The sequence below is a fragment of the Huaxiibacter chinensis genome (assembly GCF_022171985.1).
Classification (GTDB): Bacteria; Pseudomonadota; Gammaproteobacteria; order Enterobacterales; family Enterobacteriaceae; genus Enterobacter; species Enterobacter chinensis_A.
The window spans coordinates 179656-199227 of the sequence record NZ_JAJVHF010000006.1 but is presented as its reverse complement, the minus strand read 5'-3'; the positions used below and the strand labels follow the sequence as shown (position 1 = coordinate 199227).

At 55.1% G+C, this 19572-nt stretch carries 20 protein-coding genes; 11 read left to right on the top strand and 9 right to left on the bottom strand.

The genetic code is table 11. The features are described from left to right. Positions 1-55 precede the first annotated feature (55 nt). From uhpA to LZP96_RS15600, 5 genes are all read left to right on the top strand, one after another. Complete coding sequence (gene uhpA, locus LZP96_RS15620; RefSeq protein WP_064324244.1) at positions 56-649, top strand: response regulator transcription factor UhpA; 594 nt, start codon at positions 56-58, stop codon at positions 647-649. Beyond that, a complete protein-coding gene (uhpB, locus tag LZP96_RS15615) occupies positions 646-2145 on the top strand; it encodes a signal transduction histidine-protein kinase/phosphatase UhpB (protein ID WP_258926161.1) in 1500 nt (499 codons plus the stop codon). Before uhpA ends, uhpB begins: the two co-directional genes overlap by 4 nt. 9 nt (positions 2146-2154) lie before the next feature. After that, positions 2155-3474: an MFS transporter gene (locus LZP96_RS15610; protein ID WP_064324246.1), complete on the top strand. Its 1320-nt coding sequence runs from the start codon at positions 2155-2157 to the stop codon at positions 3472-3474. Positions 3475-3616: 142 nt separating this feature from the next. Next, complete coding sequence (gene uhpT / locus LZP96_RS15605; protein ID WP_064324247.1) at positions 3617-5008, top strand: hexose-6-phosphate:phosphate antiporter UhpT; 1392 nt, start codon at positions 3617-3619, stop codon at positions 5006-5008. Between the two features lie 354 nt (positions 5009-5362). After that, complete coding sequence (locus LZP96_RS15600; protein ID WP_064324248.1) at positions 5363-5845, top strand: Hcp family type VI secretion system effector; 483 nt, start codon at positions 5363-5365, stop codon at positions 5843-5845. 24 nt (positions 5846-5869) lie between these two features. Here the strand turns inward: LZP96_RS15600 and LZP96_RS15595 are convergent, their stop codons facing one another. Next, positions 5870-6187, bottom strand: coding sequence for a DUF1493 family protein (locus LZP96_RS15595; protein WP_082904901.1), 318 nt, complete (start codon positions 6185-6187; stop codon positions 5870-5872). Next, entirely contained in the window at positions 6187-6639 is a 453-nt protein-coding gene (locus LZP96_RS15590; protein WP_064324250.1) for an STM2901 family protein, read from the bottom strand. The genes LZP96_RS15595 and LZP96_RS15590 overlap by 1 nt, the downstream gene beginning before the upstream one ends. A gap of 399 nt (positions 6640-7038) precedes the next feature. Here LZP96_RS15590 and LZP96_RS15585 point away from each other — a divergent pair, with 399 nt between their 5' ends. The 4 genes from LZP96_RS15585 to LZP96_RS15570 all read left to right on the top strand — a co-directional run bounded on the left by LZP96_RS15585 (position 7039) and on the right by LZP96_RS15570 (position 11368). Beyond that, positions 7039-8043, top strand: coding sequence for an alpha/beta fold hydrolase (locus LZP96_RS15585; RefSeq protein WP_064324251.1), 1005 nt, complete (start codon positions 7039-7041; stop codon positions 8041-8043). A 168-nt stretch (positions 8044-8211) separates the two neighbouring features. Next, the gene (locus LZP96_RS15580) at positions 8212-8664 is read left to right on the top strand and encodes a DUF1198 domain-containing protein (RefSeq protein ID WP_064324252.1); all 453 of its coding nucleotides are present in this window, start codon (positions 8212-8214) and stop codon (positions 8662-8664) included. Between the two features lie 121 nt (positions 8665-8785). Continuing rightward, entirely contained in the window at positions 8786-9976 is a 1191-nt protein-coding gene (gene nepI / locus LZP96_RS15575) for a purine ribonucleoside efflux pump NepI (protein WP_064324253.1), read from the top strand. 486 nt (positions 9977-10462) lie between these two features. Continuing rightward, entirely contained in the window at positions 10463-11368 is a 906-nt protein-coding gene (locus LZP96_RS15570; RefSeq protein ID WP_064324254.1) for an EamA family transporter, read from the top strand. A gap of 358 nt (positions 11369-11726) precedes the next feature. Here the strand turns inward: LZP96_RS15570 and LZP96_RS15565 are convergent, their stop codons facing one another. The 5 genes from LZP96_RS15565 to LZP96_RS15545 all read right to left on the bottom strand — a co-directional run bounded on the left by LZP96_RS15565 (position 11727) and on the right by LZP96_RS15545 (position 16603). Then, on the bottom strand, positions 11727-13106 hold the full coding sequence (locus LZP96_RS15565; RefSeq protein ID WP_064324255.1) for a carbohydrate porin: 1380 nt from the start codon (positions 13104-13106) through the stop codon (positions 11727-11729). Positions 13107-13247: 141 nt separating this feature from the next. After that, on the bottom strand, positions 13248-13550 hold the full coding sequence (locus LZP96_RS15560; protein WP_258926160.1) for a PTS lactose/cellobiose transporter subunit IIA: 303 nt from the start codon (positions 13548-13550) through the stop codon (positions 13248-13250). Between the two features lie 6 nt (positions 13551-13556). Further along, positions 13557-14933, bottom strand: a complete 1377-nt coding sequence (gene gmuD / locus LZP96_RS15555; RefSeq protein WP_064324257.1) for a 6-phospho-beta-glucosidase GmuD — start codon at positions 14931-14933, stop codon at positions 13557-13559. Between the two features lie 17 nt (positions 14934-14950). Further along, complete coding sequence (locus tag LZP96_RS15550; protein ID WP_064324258.1) at positions 14951-16276, bottom strand: PTS sugar transporter subunit IIC; 1326 nt, start codon at positions 16274-16276, stop codon at positions 14951-14953. A gap of 12 nt (positions 16277-16288) precedes the next feature. After that, positions 16289-16603, bottom strand: coding sequence for a PTS sugar transporter subunit IIB (locus tag LZP96_RS15545; protein WP_064324259.1), 315 nt, complete (start codon positions 16601-16603; stop codon positions 16289-16291). 293 nt (positions 16604-16896) lie between these two features. On the opposite strand from LZP96_RS15545, the gene LZP96_RS15540 reads away from it, so the two are divergent. Next, positions 16897-17847, top strand: a complete 951-nt coding sequence (locus tag LZP96_RS15540) for a LacI family DNA-binding transcriptional regulator (RefSeq protein ID WP_064324260.1) — start codon at positions 16897-16899, stop codon at positions 17845-17847. A 29-nt stretch (positions 17848-17876) separates the two neighbouring features. Here the strand turns inward: LZP96_RS15540 and LZP96_RS15535 are convergent, their stop codons facing one another. Continuing rightward, entirely contained in the window at positions 17877-18173 is a 297-nt protein-coding gene (locus LZP96_RS15535) for a YicS family protein (RefSeq protein ID WP_064324261.1), read from the bottom strand. 282 nt (positions 18174-18455) lie between these two features. On the opposite strand from LZP96_RS15535, the gene LZP96_RS15530 reads away from it, so the two are divergent. Further along, positions 18456-18875, top strand: coding sequence for a GNAT family N-acetyltransferase (locus tag LZP96_RS15530; protein WP_064324262.1), 420 nt, complete (start codon positions 18456-18458; stop codon positions 18873-18875). Here LZP96_RS15530 and LZP96_RS15525 read toward each other — a convergent pair. Beyond that, complete coding sequence (locus LZP96_RS15525) at positions 18854-19519, bottom strand: TetR/AcrR family transcriptional regulator (protein ID WP_064324263.1); 666 nt, start codon at positions 19517-19519, stop codon at positions 18854-18856. The two genes, LZP96_RS15530 and LZP96_RS15525, sit on opposite strands and share 22 nt — an antisense overlap. Positions 19520-19572 lie beyond the last annotated feature (53 nt).

Below are 19572 nucleotides of genomic sequence, written 5' to 3'. Positions count from 1 at the left end.
AGCCCCGCGCTTATCGTTAAGGTAAGCGCGTTTTTCTCCCCGTAAGGTTAGCCACATGACCACCATTGCCCTTATCGACGATCATCTGATTGTCCGCTCTGGTTTTGCCCAGCTTTTAAGTCTGGAACCGGATTTTCAGGTCGTTGCGGAATTTGGCTCGGGCCGCGAGGCGCTGGCGGGCTTGCCGGGGCGCGGCGTGCAAGTGTGTATTTGTGATATCTCTATGCCGGACCTCTCCGGGCTGGAGCTGCTGAATCAACTTCCCAAAGGGATGTCGACGATTATGCTCTCCGTCCACGACAGCCCGGCGCTGGTGGAACAGGCGCTGAATGCCGGAGCGAGGGGTTTTCTCTCGAAGCGCTGTAGCCCTGACGAACTGATTTCTGCCGTGCGTACCGTCTCGACCGGGGGCTGTTATCTGACGCCGGACATTGCCATCAAGCTGGCCGCAGGCCGCCAGGATCCCCTGACGAAACGTGAACGTCAGGTTGCAGAAAAACTGGTGCAGGGCATGGCGGTGAAAGAGATTGCCGTGGCGCTTGGGCTGTCGCCGAAAACGGTTCACGTCCACCGCGCTAACCTGATGGAAAAACTGGGCGTCAGTAACGACGTTGAGCTGGCGCACCGTATGTTCGACGGCTGGCAATGAACCCTTTTTTGTCGCGACTGATCTCCGTTGTCGCCTGCTTTTTTATCTTTTCTGCCGCCTGGTTCTGCCTGTGGAGCATTAGCCTTCATCTGGTCGAACGCCCGGAGCTTGCCGTTTTGCTGTTTCCGTTTGGCCTGCGTCTGGGGTTAACGCTGCAGTGCCCGCGCGGCTACTGGCCCGTCTTGCTGGGCGCAGAGGGCATACTGCTCCTTTGGCTGGCAAAGCAAGTGGGGCTGGCGCACGTTCCCTTATTGATGATCGGGAGCGTGTTGACGTTGCTGCCTGCGGCGCTGATCTCCCGCTATCGTCATCAGCGCGACTGGCGAACGCTGTTGCATCAGGGCGGAGCGTTGATCGCTGCCGCGCTCCTGCAATCCCTGCCGTGGCTCGGTCAGACCGATACTCTGACCGTTTTACTGCTCACCCTGACCGGCGGCCTGACGCTGGCGCCGACGTGCCTGGTGATCTGGCACTATCTGACCAGCACCGTCTGGCAACCCCTGGGGCCTGCCCTGGTGTCCCAGCCGGTGAACTGGCGGGCGCGACACCTCATCTGGTATCTGCTGCTTTTCGTCGTCAGTCTCTGGTTGCAGCTGGGTCTGCCTGCGGAACTCTCACGCTTTACCCCGTTCTGCCTGGCGTTGCCGATCATTGCCCTGGCGTGGCATTACGGCTGGCAGGGGGCGCTGATCGCCACCCTGATGAATGCCATCGCACTGATTGCCAGCCAGACCTGGCACGATCACCCCGTCGATTTGCTGCTCTCGCTGCTGGCACAAAGCCTCACCGGACTGCTGCTGGGAGCCGGCATTCAGCGTCTGCGCGAGCTGAATCAGTCGCTGCAAAACGAGCTGGCGCGCAATCGCCGTCTGGCCGAGCGGCTGGTGGAAACCGAAGAGAGCGTGCGTCAGGAAGTGGCGCGAGAACTTCACGATGATATCGGCCAGACCATTACGGCTATACGTACCCAGGCCGGGATCGTCCAGCGCCTCGCCTTAGAGAACGGTGGCGTAAAGCAAAGCGGCGCGCATATCGAACAGCTTTCTCTTGGGGTGTACGACTCCGTTCGTCGACTGCTTGGGCGATTACGCCCGCGTCAGCTGGACGATCTGTCGCTTGAGCAGGCCGTGCGGTCGATGATGCGGGAAATGGAGCTGGAAAGCCGGGGCATCGTCAGCCACCTGGACTGGAAGATTGAAGAAGCGTTGCTGAGCGAAGGCCAGCGCGTCACGCTGTTTCGTGTCTGTCAGGAAGGATTGAACAATATCGTGAAACACGCCAGCGCGACGGCGATGGCCCTGAAAGGCTGGCAACAGAAAGATCGTCTGATGCTGGTGATTGAAGATGATGGTTGCGGCCTGCCGCCCGGTTCAGGGCAGGAGGGCTTTGGTCTGGCCGGGATGCGTGAGCGCGTCACGGCGCTGGGCGGTACGCTGACCCTTTCCTGTACGCATGGCACACGCGTCAGCGTCAACCTGCCGCTGCGTTATCTCTGAGGACCTGTCATGTTCACGTTTCTGAAAACCCCGGCTAACGCCGCACCTGTGGGTAACCGCGCCGACATTGACGCCCGTTACCGTTACTGGCGACGCCATATTCTGATCACCCTCTGGCTGGGCTACGCGCTGTTTTATTTTACCCGTAAGAGCTTCAACGCCGCCGCCCCGGAAATCCTCGCCAGCGGCGTGATGACGCGTACGGACATCGGCTTGCTGGCGACGCTGTTTTATATCACTTACGGTCTGTCGAAATTCTTCTCCGGCATCGTCAGCGACCGCTCAAATGCGCGCTATTTCATGGGGATAGGCCTGATCGCCACCGGCGTGGTGAACATTTTGTTTGGCTTTTCCACCTCGCTCTGGGCCTTTGCCCTGCTGTGGGCGCTGAACGCTTTTTTTCAGGGCTGGGGGGCGCCGGTGTGTGCCCGTCTGCTTACCAGCTGGTATTCGCGTAACGAGCGCGGCGGCTGGTGGGCTATCTGGAACACGGCGCACAACGTTGGCGGGGCGCTGATCCCCATGGTAGTGGGAGCCGCCGCGCTACACTACGGCTGGCGCACGGGCATGATGATTGCGGGTGTTCTGGCGATCGTCGCCGGGCTGTTTCTGTGCTGGCGCTTGCGCGATCGCCCGCAAACCGTGGGTCTGCCGCCGGTTGGGGAGTGGCGGCACGATGAGATGGATATCGCGCAACAGCAGGAAGGAGCAGGGCTGACGCGCAAAGAGATCCTTACCAAATACGTTCTCCTGAACCCCTATATCTGGCTGCTGTCGCTTTGCTACGTGCTGGTCTACGTGGTGCGTGCGGCGATCAACGACTGGGGCAATTTATACATGTCCGAAACGCTGGGCGTGGACCTGGTCACCGCGAACTCGGCGGTGACGATGTTTGAACTGGGCGGATTCATCGGTGCGCTGGTGGCGGGCTGGGGCTCGGACAAACTGTTTAACGGCAACCGCGGCCCGATGAATCTCATCTTCGCCGCCGGGATTTTGCTTTCCGTTGGTTCGCTGTGGCTGATGCCTTTTGCCAGCTACGTGATGCAGGCAGCGTGCTTCTTCACCACCGGTTTCTTTGTGTTTGGCCCGCAGATGCTGATTGGCATGGCGGCGGCCGAGTGCTCGCATAAAGAGGCCGCCGGGGCGGCAACGGGCTTTGTCGGCCTGTTTGCCTATCTCGGTGCGTCGCTGTCCGGCTGGCCGCTGGCGCGGGTGATCGACGCCTGGCACTGGAGTGGGTTTTTCGCGGTCATCGCTATCGCTGCAGGGATTTCTGCTCTGTTGCTGCTGCCGTTTCTGAATGCGCAGGCACCGCGAGAAGCGTGACGCGCTTCACCTTTTAATGCCGAGTGACGCAAAACTAAGATATTTTCCCGGTTTGACCTGGACGCTGTCTCAGGCGTCTCTCCCGGCTGATTTTTACAATGCCTGCCATTCGCAGGTATAAAAATCAGCTCAGGAGATACCCATGCTGGCCTTTCTGAATCAGGTGCGCAAGCCGACCCTGGATCTGCCGCTCGATGTGCGGCGCAAGATGTGGTTCAAACCGTTCATGCAGTCCTATCTGGTGGTCTTTATCGGCTACCTGACGATGTATCTTATCCGCAAAAACTTCAACATCGCGCAGAACGACATGATCACCACCTACGGGCTGAGCATGACGCAGTTGGGGATGATTGGTCTGGGCTTTTCCATCACCTACGGCGTGGGCAAAACCGTTGTTTCTTACTATGCGGACGGTAAAAACACCAAGCAGTTCCTGCCGTTTATGCTGATCCTCTCCGCCATCTGTATGCTGGGCTTTAGCGCCAGCATGGGGGCGGGTTCCGTCAGCCTGTTCATGATGATCGCTTTCTACGCCCTGAGCGGTTTTTTCCAGAGTACCGGCGGGTCGTGCAGCTACTCCACCATCACCAAATGGACGCCACGCCGCAAGCGGGGTTCATACCTGGGCATGTGGAACATTTCGCATAACCTTGGCGGCGCGGGCGCGGCGGGTGTAGCGCTGTTCGGGGCGAACGTGCTGTTCGACGGCCACGTCATTGGGATGTTTATCTTCCCGTCCATTATCGCGCTGATTGTGGGCTTTATCGGCCTGCGCTACGGCAGCGACTCCCCGGAATCCTACGGTCTCGGCAACGCTGAAGAGCTGTTTGGGGAAGCGATCAGTGAAGAAGACAAAGAAGCTGAAAATGAGTCGATGACCAAATGGCAGATCTTTGTTGAGTATGTGCTGAAAAACAAAGTGATCTGGCTGCTCTGCTTCTCCAACATCTTCCTGTACGTGGTGCGCATCGGTATCGACCAGTGGTCCACGGTGTATGCCTTCCAGGAGCTGAAGCTATCCAAAGAGGTGGCGATTCAGGGCTTTACCCTGTTTGAAGTGGGGGCGCTGGTAGGGACGTTGCTGTGGGGCTGGCTGTCGGATCTGGCCAACGGGCGTCGTGCGCTGGTGGCCTGCGTCGCGTTGGCATTGATTATCGCCACCCTTGGCGTCTATCAGCATGCCAGCAACCAGTACGTTTATCTTATGTCATTGTTCGCGCTGGGCTTCCTGGTATTTGGCCCGCAATTGTTGATTGGCGTTGCGGCGGTGGGATTTGTGCCGAAAAAAGCGATCGGCGCTGCCGATGGAATTAAGGGCACCTTCGCCTATCTGATTGGTGACAGCTTCGCCAAGCTGGGCCTCGGTATGATCGCCGACGGCACGCCGATTTTCGGCCTGACCGGCTGGGCGGGCACCTTCGCAGCGCTGGACGCCGCCGCGATCGCCTGTATCTGCCTGATGGCGATGGTTGCTGTACTGGAAGAACGTAAGATTCGTCGTGAGAAACGCTTACACGCACTGAATGCGGTTTAAGTATGCAGGTAACATCTTTGCCCGGCTGACCGCCGGGCTTTTTTTCCTTCCCGCTACCCCTCAGAAAAAAGATTACGGTTCATTTTTCACTCCACCCGCAGCCGGTCACACGGTGTTTTCTGGAACGTTCATCATCTAACTTCTTAATATGGTTAAAAATGCTTGGTCAATATCTCAAAAGAGATCGAACAGGCGTAAACATGACCTGGCTTGAACTTTTATAGCCGCACCGGGCATACGCTGGGGGAGATAGGCGCACTAAAAAGAAGAACATGAATGAAGTTTTCAAGCCAACTACTAGCCAGAACACAACCCGGTGTTTGACTATTACAACTTGCTCAAGGAAAAATTAACATGGCTATACCAGCTTACTTATGGCTTAAGGATGACGGTGGAGCATTAATCAAAGGCGGAGTTGATGTTCAGCACAGAGAATGCAGCATTGAGGTAAAAGGATTCCACCATAACCTCATGATCCCAACAGACAATGCCACCGGTAAAATAACCGGTACGCGCATGCATTCACCTATGTTGATCATTAAAGAATTCGATTGCTCAAGCCCATACCTCTATAAAGCGGTAGCGACAGGGCAGAGCCTGGTCTCTGCTGAGATAAAATGGTATAGGATTAACTACTCCGGCCAGGAAGAAGAGTACTTTAATATGCTGCTCGAAGGCGTCAGTGTCGTTTCTATCTCACCAGCGATGGCACCAGGCGATAACCCTAACGAAAACCATATGGAAACGGTTGAACTACGTTACGAGAAAATTACATGGAAGCATAACGACGGGAACATCATCTTTAGCGATGCCTGGAACGAACGCCAGTCAGCGTAAAGAACGTAAGGGGCAAGCAGCCCCTTAATCATATAACCAGCGCCCGGCTTTGGCTGACTCAATAATCATTTCGAGCGTTAGCGGCTTATACTGTCGATCCCAAAACCTTTTTCTAAGTCCAAACTGAAACCAAAACAGCTCCGGCTCAAAATAGTTGTCCAGAACAAAGTTGCTGTACTCAATCCCATAGCGATTGAAAAGGTCAAGCAGCATGTCCTCAAGATCTTCAGGAACGAGGTTGAAATGCTCCCGGAAGGTCCACTCCTTCTGGGCGGGACGTTTCAGTTCACTGTAGTTTTCAGTGATGTAATCTAAAAATTCTTGATCATCAGGCAATAACATTAGAAGTATGTCCATTCGATCCGATCTTTCGGTCGAGCTATCAGGTTGTACTTGTTTCTGGTTTCTTTGGCCACAAGGGCAAATACAATGATTGCCTGGGCATAGCCAACGAACGGAACAGCCCTTCCAACTACTGCCCCAACCTTATTTGTTTGTCTTGTTTTACCCATACCGATAATGGTCTCCACCCTCATCCCTCCAGGAAAGCGGACTCCCTTTAATATGCGACGTGCTAGTTTGGAGGCAACACTTGTACGCGAGCCTGACGCGCCTAACACCTTACGCTTGGGTATTAGAGGCTGACCTGCAAGGATTGTTGCAGCAGTCTCTATCGTTACGCCCAAATGGTTCGCCAGACCCTCAGCGAATATCAGCAAAAATAGCTCCTGTGGGGTTACGTTCGAATTCCCTCGATAGAAATACGTCCCCCCAGATTCCTCTATTGTATTCATAGCATTATCCTGAATTCATTTTAAGCAAGGTTATAGCCTTGCTTAACCTCAGGATAATGAGTGGATAATAGTTTTATGAAATTAAGAAAAGTGCCCGCAAACAGTATATTTGTCGATTATGAGGTCGTGATATCCGCAAGCTGTAATGAGGATCGCATCTTCCTCAAGTGCGTTGTACCAGCTGTGGTACTTACTACAAAGCCAGACGTTTCGGCGCCTGGCGTTTTAAAACACTCAGGCTCATCACTGCATATCCTTTAAAACATTCCATAAAAGGGGATGCGTATATTTTACGTCCCCCTTTACCCCGCTTTACAGACCCGTTCCCCAGCATGCTCTACATTTTAATTTTGCTGCCACATCGCGCAGCGTTTATCTGTTTTGTTATGGAGAGCTTGCATGTTGACCCGACGACTATCCTGTCTTGCGCTACTGATGGCGCTGGCTTCCCCCGCAATAGCCGCGGATGCGCCAACATATGGCGAAAAGCTGGAAGGTTTTGATTACGCCTGGCCGGTAAAACACTTCACCTTTACCTCGCAAAATCAGCCGCTTGATATGGCCTATCTGGACGTTCAGCCTGATAAGCCCAACGGCCGCACCGTGGTGCTGATGCACGGTAAAAACTTCTGCGCGGGAACCTGGGAAGAGACAATCCGCGCGCTGTCTGCCAGCGGTTACCGCGTGGTAGCACCAGACCAGATTGGGTTCTGTAAATCCACCAAACCCGAGCATTACCAGTACAGCTTCCAGCAGCTGGCGGATAACACCCACGCGTTGCTTAAACAGCTGGGCGTCGATCGTGTCACGGTTATTGGGCATTCCACCGGAGGGATGCTGGCGACCCGCTACGCGCTGATGTGGCCCCAGGAAGTGGAACAGTTGGTAATGGTGAACCCAATCGGTTTAGAAGACTGGAAAGCCCGCGGCGTGCCGCATATTACGGTCGATCAATGGTATCAGCGAGAGCTTAAAACCAGCGCCGACGGCATCCGCCAGTATGAGAAAAATACCTACTATGCCGGGGAGTGGAAGCCAGAATATGAGCGCTGGGTAACGATGCTCGCCGGGCTGAACAATGGGCCTGGCAAAGCGCGCGTGGCCTGGAACTCGGCGTTACTCTACGACATGATCTATACCCAGCCGGTGATCTACGAATTTGGCGAACTGAAAATGCCGGTATTTTTGATGATCGGTACCAAAGACAATACCGCCATCGGGAAAGATCTGGCTCCGCCGGAGGTGCGCAAGCAGCTTGGCCGTTATGAGGTGCTCGGGAAGGATGCCGCGAAGCGCATCCCGCATGCCACGCTTGTCGAATTTAACGACATGGGCCACGCCCCGCAGATGCAGGACCCGCAACGCTTCCACGAGGCACTGCTGAAAGGGCTTCAGGCACGCTGATTTTCACCCGCATTGTCCACGCAGCCAGCGGGCGCGGGCAATGCGGGGTTAACCCACCCACGTTCATCGCAATTTCCCCCCTTTTTTTTCAGCACATTATTATGGCGTTGCCCGCTGTCGACCCGGCACATTTCCCGATATCATGGACGGCTACTTTAAGGAGAACGCATGATCTGGATAATGCTGGCAACGCTTGTCGTGGTGTTTGTGGTCGGATTTCGCATCCTGACTTCGGATTCCCGCCGCGCCATCAAACGGTTAAGCGAGCGTCTGGGGATCACGCCCGTTCCGCTGGAGTCGATGATTGACCAGTGCGGCAAAACCGCTGGCAATGAATTTATCCGCTACCTTGAGCGACCAGATGAAGCCCACTTGCTCAATGCGGCGCAGGTTCTGCTGATCTGGCAGGTCTGCATTGTCGACGGCAGCGAAGAAAACCTGCAAACCTGGTATCGAATGCTGCGGAAAGCCCGTCTGGCGGCCCCGATCACCGATGCGCAGGTCCGTCTGGCGCTGGGTTTTATGCGGGAAATCGAACCCGATCCTTACGAATTCAATGCGTTTCAGCTTCGCTACAATCAACTTTTCCTGCCGGAAGAGGGCGTGTTTTTCCTGCACTGATTGCGGGTAACAGATGAGACCAGCGTCAGCAATCAAACAAAAGTTGTCAAAACGTTAAATTCGTCACACTTTTGATGATAAACTGCGCGACTTTTCCGCACGTTTTATCTCAGGTGACGCCATGACAGAACATATCCAGACCACGCCCACACCGCAGAGCAAAGAGGTCTCGCGACCTAACTGGTCGGCGGTTTTTTCTGTGGCGTTCTGCGTCGCCTGCCTGATTACCGTGGAGTTTCTGCCGGTTAGCCTGCTGACGCCCATGGCGCAGGATCTGGGCATCTCCGAAGGCGTGGCGGGGCAGTCGGTGACCGTAACCGCCTTTGTCGCCATGTTTGCCAGCCTGTTTATCACCCAGATTATTGGCACTATTGACCGTCGCAAGGTGGTGATTTTATTTGCCGTTTTGCTCACTCTCTCCTGCGTGCTGGTGTCGTTCGCCGATAACTTTACGCTGCTGCTTCTGGGCCGAGCCTGTCTGGGCCTGGGGCTGGGCGGCTTTTGGGCGATGTCCGCGTCACTGACGATGCGTCTGGTGCCCGCGCGAACGGTGCCAAAAGCGCTGTCTGTGATCTTTGGCGCGGTGTCGATAGCGCTGGTGATTGCCGCGCCGTTGGGCAGTTTCCTTGGCGGAATTATTGGCTGGCGCAACGTATTTAACGGCGCGGCGATAATGGGGATTTTCTGTATTTTCTGGGTATGGAAGGCGTTGCCTTCCTTGCCCGGCGAGGCCGCGCACCATAAGCAAAACATGTTTAGCCTGCTGAAACGCCCCGGTGTGCTGGCCGGGATGACGGCGATCTTTATGGCCTTTGCCGGTCAGTTTGCCTTCTTTACCTATATTCGCCCGGTGTTTATGACCATGGCAGGCTTTGACGTGGATGGCCTGACGCTGGTGCTGTTGAGCTTTGGTATCGCCAGTTTTGTCGGTACGTCGCTGTCGGCACAGTTTCTTAAACGTTCGCTGAAGGTTGCGCTGGCAGGCGCGCCGCTGGTCCTGGCCGTGAGTGCGGCTGTACTGATTGTGTGGGGGAGCGATAAGTGGGTGGCCTCCGCGATCGCCATCATCTGGGGCTTTGCTTTTGCGCTGGTGCCGGTTGGCTGGTCTACCTGGATCACCCGCTCGCTTGCCGATCAGGCCGAAAAAGCCGGGTCGATTCAGGTGGCGGTGATTCAGCTGGCGAACACCTGTGGCGCTGCGGTAGGCGGGATCGCGCTGGACCATATCGGTCTGACCTCACCGCTGGTGATTTCCGGCACGTTAATGCTGTTAACGGCGCTGCTGGTGGCGAGTAAGGTGAAGGCGAAGTAGTTCCTTCCTCTCTCCCTCTCCCCGTGGGTGAGGGCATCACGCCGCACCTGCGCCCCGTATTTCTCCCTCTCCCCGTGGGAGAGGGTCGGAGTGAGGGCACCAGACCGCACCTGCGCCCCGTTTTTCTCCCTCTCCCTGTGGGAGAGGGTCGGGGTGAGGGCATCAGACCGCACCTGCGCCCCGTATTTCTCCCTCCCCATGGGAGAGGGTCGGAGTGAGGGCATTAGACCGCACCTGCGCCCCATTTTCTCCCTCTCCCCGTGTGAGAGGGTCGGGGTGAAGGCATCACGCCGCACCTGCGCCCCGTTTTTCTCCCTCTCCCCGTGGGAGAGGGTCGGGGTGAGGGCATCACGCCGCACCTGCGCCCCGTTTTTCTCCCTATCCCGTGGGAGTGGGCCGGGGTGAGGGCACCAGATCGCACCTGCCACGCCGCATCCCATGCTATCCTGTCGCCCAAAGCCAACATTACACATCGCAGGGGAGAACATGGGTTCCACACGCAAAGGGATGCTAAACGTTCTGATCGCCGCCGTTTTATGGGGTAGTTCGGGAGTTTGTGCGCAATACATCATGGAAAAAAGCCAGATTTCTTCGCCTTATCTGACGATGATCCGCCTGCTGTTTACCGGCGTAATACTTCTGACGTTATCCTTCGTCCACGGCGACAAAATTTTCGCGATCATCAAAAATCGCAAGGAGGCTATCAGCCTGCTGTTTTTCTCGATTGTGGGCGCCCTCACCGTGCAGCTTACCTTCCTGCTGACCATTGAAAAATCCAACGCCGCGACCGCCACCGTACTGCAATTTTTATCCCCCACCATTATTGTGGCGTGGTTCGCGCTGGCGAGGAAAAAACGTCCGGGAATCTTCGTACTGTCGGCAATATTCACCTCGCTTATTGGCACTTTCCTGCTGGTCACGCACGGGGATCCGACCTCGCTCACTATCTCCCCGGCCGCGCTGTTCTTTGGTATTGCCTCCGCGTTCGCCGCTGCGTTTTACACTACCTATCCTTCTGCGCTGATTGCCCGCTACGGCACGCTGCCGGTTGTCGGCTGGAGTATGCTGATCGCGGGCATAATGCTGACGCCGTTTTATGCCGGACGCGGAACATCCTTCGTGATCGATACCAGCCTGCTGCTGGCGTTTTTCTATCTGGTGGTGATCGGAACGGCGCTGACGTTCAGCCTGTATCTGAAAGGCGCTCAGATGATAGGTGGACCGAAAGCGAGCATTCTGAGCTGCGCCGAGCCGCTGAGCAGTGCGCTGCTCTCGGTGCTCCTGCTGGGCGTGGCCTTTACGCTGCCGGACTGGCTGGGAACGTTGCTGATTGTGTCGTCTGTGATACTGATTTCGATGGATTCGAGAAGAAGGGTTAAGGCATCCGCGTAGCCTGATGCCCTCACCCCGGCCCTCTCCCACGGGAGAGGGAGAAAAGCGGGTCTGGTGCCCTCATCCCGGCCCTCTCCCACGGGAGAGGGAGAAAAGCGGGTCTGGTGCCCTCACCCCGACCCCCTCCTACGGGAGAGGGAGAAAAGCGGGTCTGGTGCCCTCACCCCGGCCCTCTCCCACGGGAGAGGGAGAAAAGAGGGTGTGATGCGCTCATTCCGGCCCCCTCCCACGGGAGAGGGAGAAAAGCGGGTCTGGTGCCCTCACCCCAGCCCACTCCCACGGGAGAGGGAGAAAAGCGGGTCTGATGCGCTCATTCCGGCCCCCTCCCATGGGGAGAGGGGGCATACACTCACCTTCCTTAGAACCAGGCTTCCCACATCGCGCCGACGTTGAAATCGTCGAGCGTTTCGTCTTTGGTATTGTTCACGCGCGCCGTGCGTTCGTTATCCACTTTGCCGCCGGTCACGTAGAAGCGCAGCATAGGGCGGAATTCCGGACCCATCGCGATGGACATATTCTGGGAGAGCGTCAGCTTCCAGCCTTTGTTATCGCCGCCGTTGTCGTAATCAACATGCTGCCAGCCCGCTTCCAGCCAGGTGGAGTGAACATCGTTCCACCAGTGCATTGGACGAATAATGGCGTTGTAGTTCTTACGGTTGTCGGTGTCATCACGGCTGTTGTCGTAATCGTGGAAGGCAAGGATATACTCCACCTGCGTGGCCTGGGTGAATTTGTATAACCCCTCGAAGCTGGCGTAGACCGTGGTCAGATCTTCAGTCTTGTTGAAGACGCTGTTGTCCGAGTTATCAGAGTAACGAGCAATCACCTTGTTCACGCCGCTGTCGTTGGTGTGGCTCAGCACCACGCCGCCCTGCCAGGCCTTCAGGCGTTCTTCGCTATCAATCGCTTTTGAGTCGAAGCCGTAGTTGGCGTACAGCTCAAGGTCTAATGGGCCCAGCTTCATGCCGTGAATTTTAGACGTTGCGGCATAGTTGCCTTTGTCGCCCGTACCGGAACCGCCGGTACAAGAGATGCGAGATGGGTTCGTGTCGTCTTCCATCACTTCCGGATTACAGGATTCCACCGCTGCCACGGCCGCGACGTCAAACTGCACGCCGCCGATGTCGAAGTTCTTCACCCCGGCACCCTGGCCGTCGTGGTTCATCCAGAAGTAGTCGTTGATGCCCTGTTGCGGACGCTGGTGGAAGTCACGACCCGCCCAGAAGTAAGCGTTCGGGTTAGACGCCATAATATTCGTCACGCCCGCATAGGCTTTTTTCAGGTTAACTTCGTCGCCCCAGTGGTCGATCATCACGTTGATGTCCCAGATCGCACCGTTGTCGCCTTTAAAAGCTTTGGAGAGCTGGAATTCACCGCCGTTGCCTTCGTTACCCAGACGGCCGATGGCGGATGCGCCGTTATAGGAACCATCGACGGCGACGTACTTCTGGTCAGCCGCCTGGAAGTGGGCACCGTAGCGGGCGTAACCCGTAAATTTCACCCCGAACGGAATCGCCATATCCGGGGATTGCGCCGCGCTTTGCGGCTCGGTGACCACGTCCGTTTTCTTCGCGATCGCCGCATCCATTTTGGCCTGACGTTCTGCCAGTGCTTTATCCACCGCTTTGGCCACAATGGCGTCGATTTGCTCCTGGGTAAATTCCTGTGCGAGCACGGAAATTGGGCAAAGCGCGGCGATTACCGCCATTGTTAATGGAAGTTTTTTAATCATGTTCATGGTTATCTCAATATAGTTTAATTTTATTCAGACAATAACCACCCGATTCCGATCTGACAGAATATGTCGCTATCATCAGAATAAGTTGATTTTTATTTATAGGTACAGAGGTATTACATTAACGATTTATTTCCCCATAGCTTATCTCTGATATAAATGAATTATTTCTTCGGATAGCTCACGTGCCAGAAGCGAGTTCATTAAATGGTCCTGGGCGTGCACCATAATTAAGGTCATCGGCTGGCGAGCTTCGCCCGCATCCTGTTCAATCAGACTGGTTTGCATTTGATGCGCCTGGCGCGCGTAGCCGTCAGCTTCGCGCAGCAGGCTTTTGGCTTCGTCAATGTTGCCATTACGCGCCGCGTGCAGGGCTTCAAAGCACAGGCTCCGCGACTGACCGGCGTTGACGATAATTTCCATTACGGCATCTTCTAAGACGATCATGATTGTTTACTCTTTCTCAAAACTATTATTCAGAGACGTGGCGGCGAACCATTCTCCACTTTTCTTTATGGTGCGTTTTTGCGTCGCTAAATCCAGCTGAATAAAGCCGTAGCGATTTTTATAGGCATTACACCATGACCAGTTATCGATAAATGTCCACATATGATAACCCAGGCAGTGGCTGCCTTCGGTTATGCCTTTGTGTACCCATTTAAGATGCTCAGCGATAAAATCAATACGGTACCGATCGTTAATTTGCCCGTTTTCAATAAAACGCTGTTCATTTTCGACGCCCATGCCGTTTTCAGAAATAAAGCAGCGCGGGTTGCCGTAATTTTCACGCAGGTTAACCAGAATATCGTAAATACCCGGCTCGTAAATTTCCCAACCACGATACGGGTTCATTTTGCGACCCGGCATTTCATAATTATCAAAGAACCACTCCGGCATAAACGGAGCCTGAGGGTTGACCGCACTGTCGCGACACTTCACGCGACGCGGCTGATAATAGTTAATGCCCAGCAGATCAATAGTGCCTTCGGCGATCAGCGCGCTGTCGTTGGGTTCACATGCCGGGAGCTGATCGTAGGAACGCAATAAGGCCACCAGATCGGCCGGATATTCACCGCGCAACACCGGGTCGAGGAAGCTGCGGTTGAACATCAGATCGGCAATGTGCGCCGCTTTCAGATCCGCCGGGTTCTGTGAACGCGGATAGGAAGGCGTCAGGTTCAGCACAATACCAATTTCACCCGCATAATGCCCGGCGCGGTAGGCGCGAACGGCCTGCGCGTGTGCCAGTACGGTGTGATAGGCCACCGTCGCCGCACGACGGAAATCGACAACGTTAGGGTAATGGAAGTCGTACAGATAACCGCCTTCCACCGGCACAATGGGCTCGTTGAACGTAAACCAGTGCAGGACGCGATCGCCAAACAGCTCAAAGCAGACCTGCGCGTAGCGGGCATAGGCCGCCACCACGTCGCGGTTTTCCCAGCCGCCTATCTCCTGCATCGCCATCGGCATGTCGAAGTGGAACAGCGTGATAAACGGCGTGATCCCCTGCTCAAGCAGTTCGTCGAACACCTGATTGTAAAAGTCTACCGCCTGCGGATTCACTTCACCGATGCCATCGGGGATCAGGCGAGCCCAGCTAATCGACGTGCGAAAGCTGTTATGGTTCAGCTGCTTTAACAGCTGAATGTCCGTTTTCCAGTGCTGGCAGAATGTCGAGGTATCCTGCGGACCGACGCCCTGATGAAAACGGTTTGGCTCATTGGCATACCAGCGATCCCAGGTGGTTTCGCCCGCTCTGTCGCCCTCGGTTTGCAGCGCGGAGCTGGCGCTTCCCCACCAAAAGTTATCGGGAAATGAATATTTCATAATGCTTCCTCTTTGACTTAACGACTGGCGGTTTCAGCGACGCCGACCGTAGCCTGAGCTTTCTGTTCTTCGGTTTTCATCAAAGAACGTTCATAGGCACGCAGGAACGGCAGATACATCAACGCTGACATCACCATACAAATTACGCACATCACCACCGGGCTAAAGGCCCAGTTTGCCGCCCATGACGCCCCAATAGGTGCCGGTGTCGTCCACGGTGTGAGGGAAACAACCTGCGCCAGCCAGCCGAGTCGGGTAGCCGCATAGGCCAGGCACGCATTCACCAGCGGCACGAACACGAACGGGATAAACAGCATCGGGTTCATGATGATCGGCGCGCCAAACAGGATCGGTTCGTTGATGTTAAAGAAGCTTGGCACCACGCCCATTTTGCCGATGGTACGCAGATGGGTCACGCGGCTACGCAGCAGCAGGAAGGCCAGCGGCAGGGTGGAACCCACGCCACCAATCAACAGGTAGTGATCCCAGAATCCTTGCAGATAAACGTGCGGCAACGCCGCGCCCGCCGCCAGCGCCGCCTGGTTTGCTGACAGGTTTGCCATCCAGAACGGGTTCATAATGCCGGTCACAATCAGCGAGCCGTGGATACCCGCGAACCAGAAGATCTGGCACAGCAGCACGGAGAGCAAAATGGCTGGCAGGGAGTCCGATGCAGAGACCAGCGGTTCCAGCAGGTGCATAATGGCCTGCGGGATAATCATGCCGGTTTGCGCTTCAATGAACAGGTTCAACGGATGCAGCGTACCGATCACCACCATCACCGGAATCAGGATTTCAAACGAGCGAGCGACGCCTGTCGGCACCTCTTTAGGCAAACGGATCGTGACCTTGTTCTCCTTGAGCCATGCGTAAACACGGGTGGAGTAAATAGCGGTGATCAGCGCGGTAAATATCCCCTGGCCCGATAAATACTGGGTAGAGATTTTCCCGTCGGCATACGGTGCCGCTACCAGCAGAAACGCCATAAAGGCCAGCAGGCCGGACATCACCGGATCGAGGTTAAACTGGCGACCCAGGCTTGCCCCAATGCCCACCGAGATAAAGAACGTCATCACGCCCATGCTGAGGTTAAACGGCAGCATCAGCTGTTCACGGTAGGTCTGGGAGAAATCCAGCCAGCCGCGGGCAAAACTGTTGGTGGTATCCGCCGAGAAGGGCGGGAAGATGAAGACCAGCATAAACGAGCCGATAATCATGAACGGCAGCGCCGCGGTAAAGCCGTCACGAATCGCAATCACGTACTTTTGCTGTCCGAGCTTTGCCGCCAGCGGGGTAATGGACTGCTCAATCACAGCAACCATGGATTGGTATAACGAACTCATGAGAACACCTTCTTAGTGTGCCGCTTCGATAAGCGACAGAGCGTAGTCCAGCACCTTATCGCCGCGCTGCATCCCGTAGTCCATCATGTCGATGGCCTGAACCGGAATACCCTGCGTGGCAGCCTTGTCTGCGAGTGTTTTTAACATGTATTTAACTTGCGGTCCGAGAAGCACGACCTGATAGTGCGGAAATTGCGTATCAAATTCGGATACGCCGTACGCATCAATCTTCACCGGAAGACCCCGCTCCTCCGCCGCATCGACCATTTTCCTCACCAAAAGGCTGGTGGACATCCCGGCAGAGCAGCACAGCATAATCTTGAACATCGACAACCATCCTCTAAATGTAAAAAGTTATTGCGGAGATGATTGGACATCATACGGAAACCGGTTTCCATTTATAAAAGAGAGAAGTGTGACAACTATCAAAATCCGTTACTTATAAGGCTAATTATCAGGATAGCGATCACATTATTTGGCGCTTTTAGCATCAAAATGAGTGGAAACGGAAAATCGGTTTCCATGGAAAACGGAAACGGATATACTCCTGATTGGCTATAATGTGAGCCGCAGTGGTAATGGGATTTGCAGGGACCGGTGGTGCCTGTCAGGGGAGAGAGATGTCTACAATCAACGATGTATCACGTCTGGCCGGGGTGTCCAAAGCCACGGTATCACGGGTGTTGAGCGGGTCGCGCGGTGTCAAGGAAGCCAGCCGTCAGGCCGTTTTAAAAGCGGCGGATGAGCTGAACTATCGGCCCAACGTTATAGCCCAGTCGCTGCTGAGCCAGTCCACCGGCTGCATCGGGGTGATTTGCGCGCAGGATAACATTAACCAGACCACCGGTTATCTCTATGCGCTGGAGAAGCATCTCAGCCAGCATCAAAAGCATTTGCTGCTTCGCTTTGCCAATACCAAAGCCGAGGTGATGAATGCCCTTGATGAACTCTCCTGCGGACTTTGCGATGACATCCTCATTATCGGCGCGCGTTTCCCGCTGAATGTCGATCAGGATAACGTCATTCTGGTGGATTGTATGGAAGCGGATAACGCCAACAGCATCCAGTATGACCATGCTTTTGCAGCAGAAACCGCCTGTAACTTCCTGACCAGTCAGGGGCGTCGTCAGATTGCGTTGATTCACCCGCAGGGCAGCGGCTTTGCCGACCAGGTTCTGCTGGGTTATAAACACGCGCTCGAAAAGAACTTCCTGCCTTTTAACCGCAATCTGGTCTTTATGGACGCGACATCGTCCTCGGTTGCCTTGCAGGAGCTGCTCAATAACGCGACCACGCTGAACTTCAATGCCCTCTTAGTGGCAGACGAACAGGAAGCCCAGCGGGTGATCCCCCAGCTACAGGCGTTCAATAAATCGGTGCCTGAAGACATCATGGTGTTCAGCCTGGCCGGTTCGTTACATCTGCCGGGTATCCCGGTGATTCCGGCCATTGAATACTCAATGGATGCCATGGCGGCGCGGATTGTCAGCTGGCTGAATGAAAAAACGCAGATGCTGGGCGCGTATGTTCTGCGCGGGGATTTAATTATTCCGGATGTGCGTAAGCGGTAAACAGCGTGCGTGAAGCGCAGGCTTCACGCTTAATAATCCTCCATACAGTCAACCTTTCCCACGGCTTCCCAGTAGTTATCCAGGTTATCGCGCTCCATCGCCAGTACGGCATTTTTAATCAGCAACTGGTTCGCCTCTGAAGACATAATCATGGCCCGCCACGCTTTATCAGACTGCTTTCTCTGCGGTGAGCAGACTTTCTTCACATCTTTCATGATCGTCTCTCTCATTTTGGCCTCTTTGGCCGGATCGATCTTCTCCTGAGCATGAACGAAGGCTGCGAAAAGCAGGCATACAATCAGACAAAACAGATGGGCAACTTTCATAAAACCCCCGAAAAAAACACGCGTCGCTTCCTGAAATATATAGTTACATTCACCGTTGTGGTTCAAGCCGAAAGTATGATTTTTGGCGCGCATCGGTATGAGATCACTTAAGCGTAGCCGCACTTTTTAGCGGCCATGACGGCCGGGTAAAAAAATGTTTCGCGACCGCGCGTTGTTCGCGGTGAGTCGCTGTAATAAAGGGGTTTTCCGCCCAAGTCGGGGTGTATTTATCGGGATAAAGCTGTGCGATAGTGTGGGAGTAACGACGAAAAGGAGAACCCTATGCAGCTGAACATTACCCACCACGTTACGCCCCAGGACAAAGAGGAATTGCTGACGGGTCTGCGCGCCTATAACGCCCAGTTCCTGAATTTAGCCAACTTTAGTGGCGACATTGCGGTTTATGCGCGAGACGAGAATGGCGTCTTGACGGGAGGCTTAATCGGGACGCGCAAAGGCGATTGGTTGAATATCGATTTTCTGTGGGTTAGCGAAGGCGCGCGGGGGTCAGGGCTGGGCAGCCAGGTGATTAACGCCGCAGAAGAAGAGGCCAGGCGTCAGGGCTGTCGCCATGCGCTGGTGGACACAGCCAGTTTCCAGGCGCGCCCGTTTTACGAGAAGCAGGGTTACGCGCTGCAATTTTCCGTGCAGGACTATCCTCATGAAGGCATGCAGCGACACTATTTGGCTAAACGGCTCTGACCGCCTAAACCCGCGCCGATGACCGCGAGGGCATGTTTAACAATAACGTCCGGCGAGAGTGCATTCAGCCTCTCGTCATTGCGCATCCGCGAGAAGGGCACCAGTACCAGACTGAGCAGCGTGGTGAACAGCAGCTCAGGGGCAAGATCCCGGTTCAGTTCCCCCTCCTGCTGCCAGCCTTTGATAGTGGCGAGCGTCGCCTGATATTTCTCATCCCCAAACCGCGCATGCAGGTGCGTGCGCAGGACAGGCATTTCACCAATCACCTCCTGCATCCACAGCGGGGCAAACCAGCGATGCTGTTCCGCCAGGTCGGCCAGTACCTTGACCATCTGCGTTAACGCTTTCACCGGCGAATCGGCATGTTCAACGAAAATGGCGCCGATTTTGTTGCGTAATGGCAGAAAACGCTCCTCGATCATGGCGTCAAGCAACTGCTCTCTGGAATTGAAATAGTAATGCAGCATGGCAGGCGTCACGCCCGCTTCTTTGGCGATGGCGTTCAGCGAGGTATTGGCGATCCCCTGACGGGAGAAGAGGTTCAGGGCGATGTCCAGAAGCTGTTCGCGGCTGGCGGTGGCCCGTTTCCCCCCTCGTGGACGACCGGGACGGCGCGGTTCAGAATTATCTCTATGTGCTGACATGCTATCGGGATCCCTTGATCTTATGCATCACTTAGATAAATATTAATTATCTA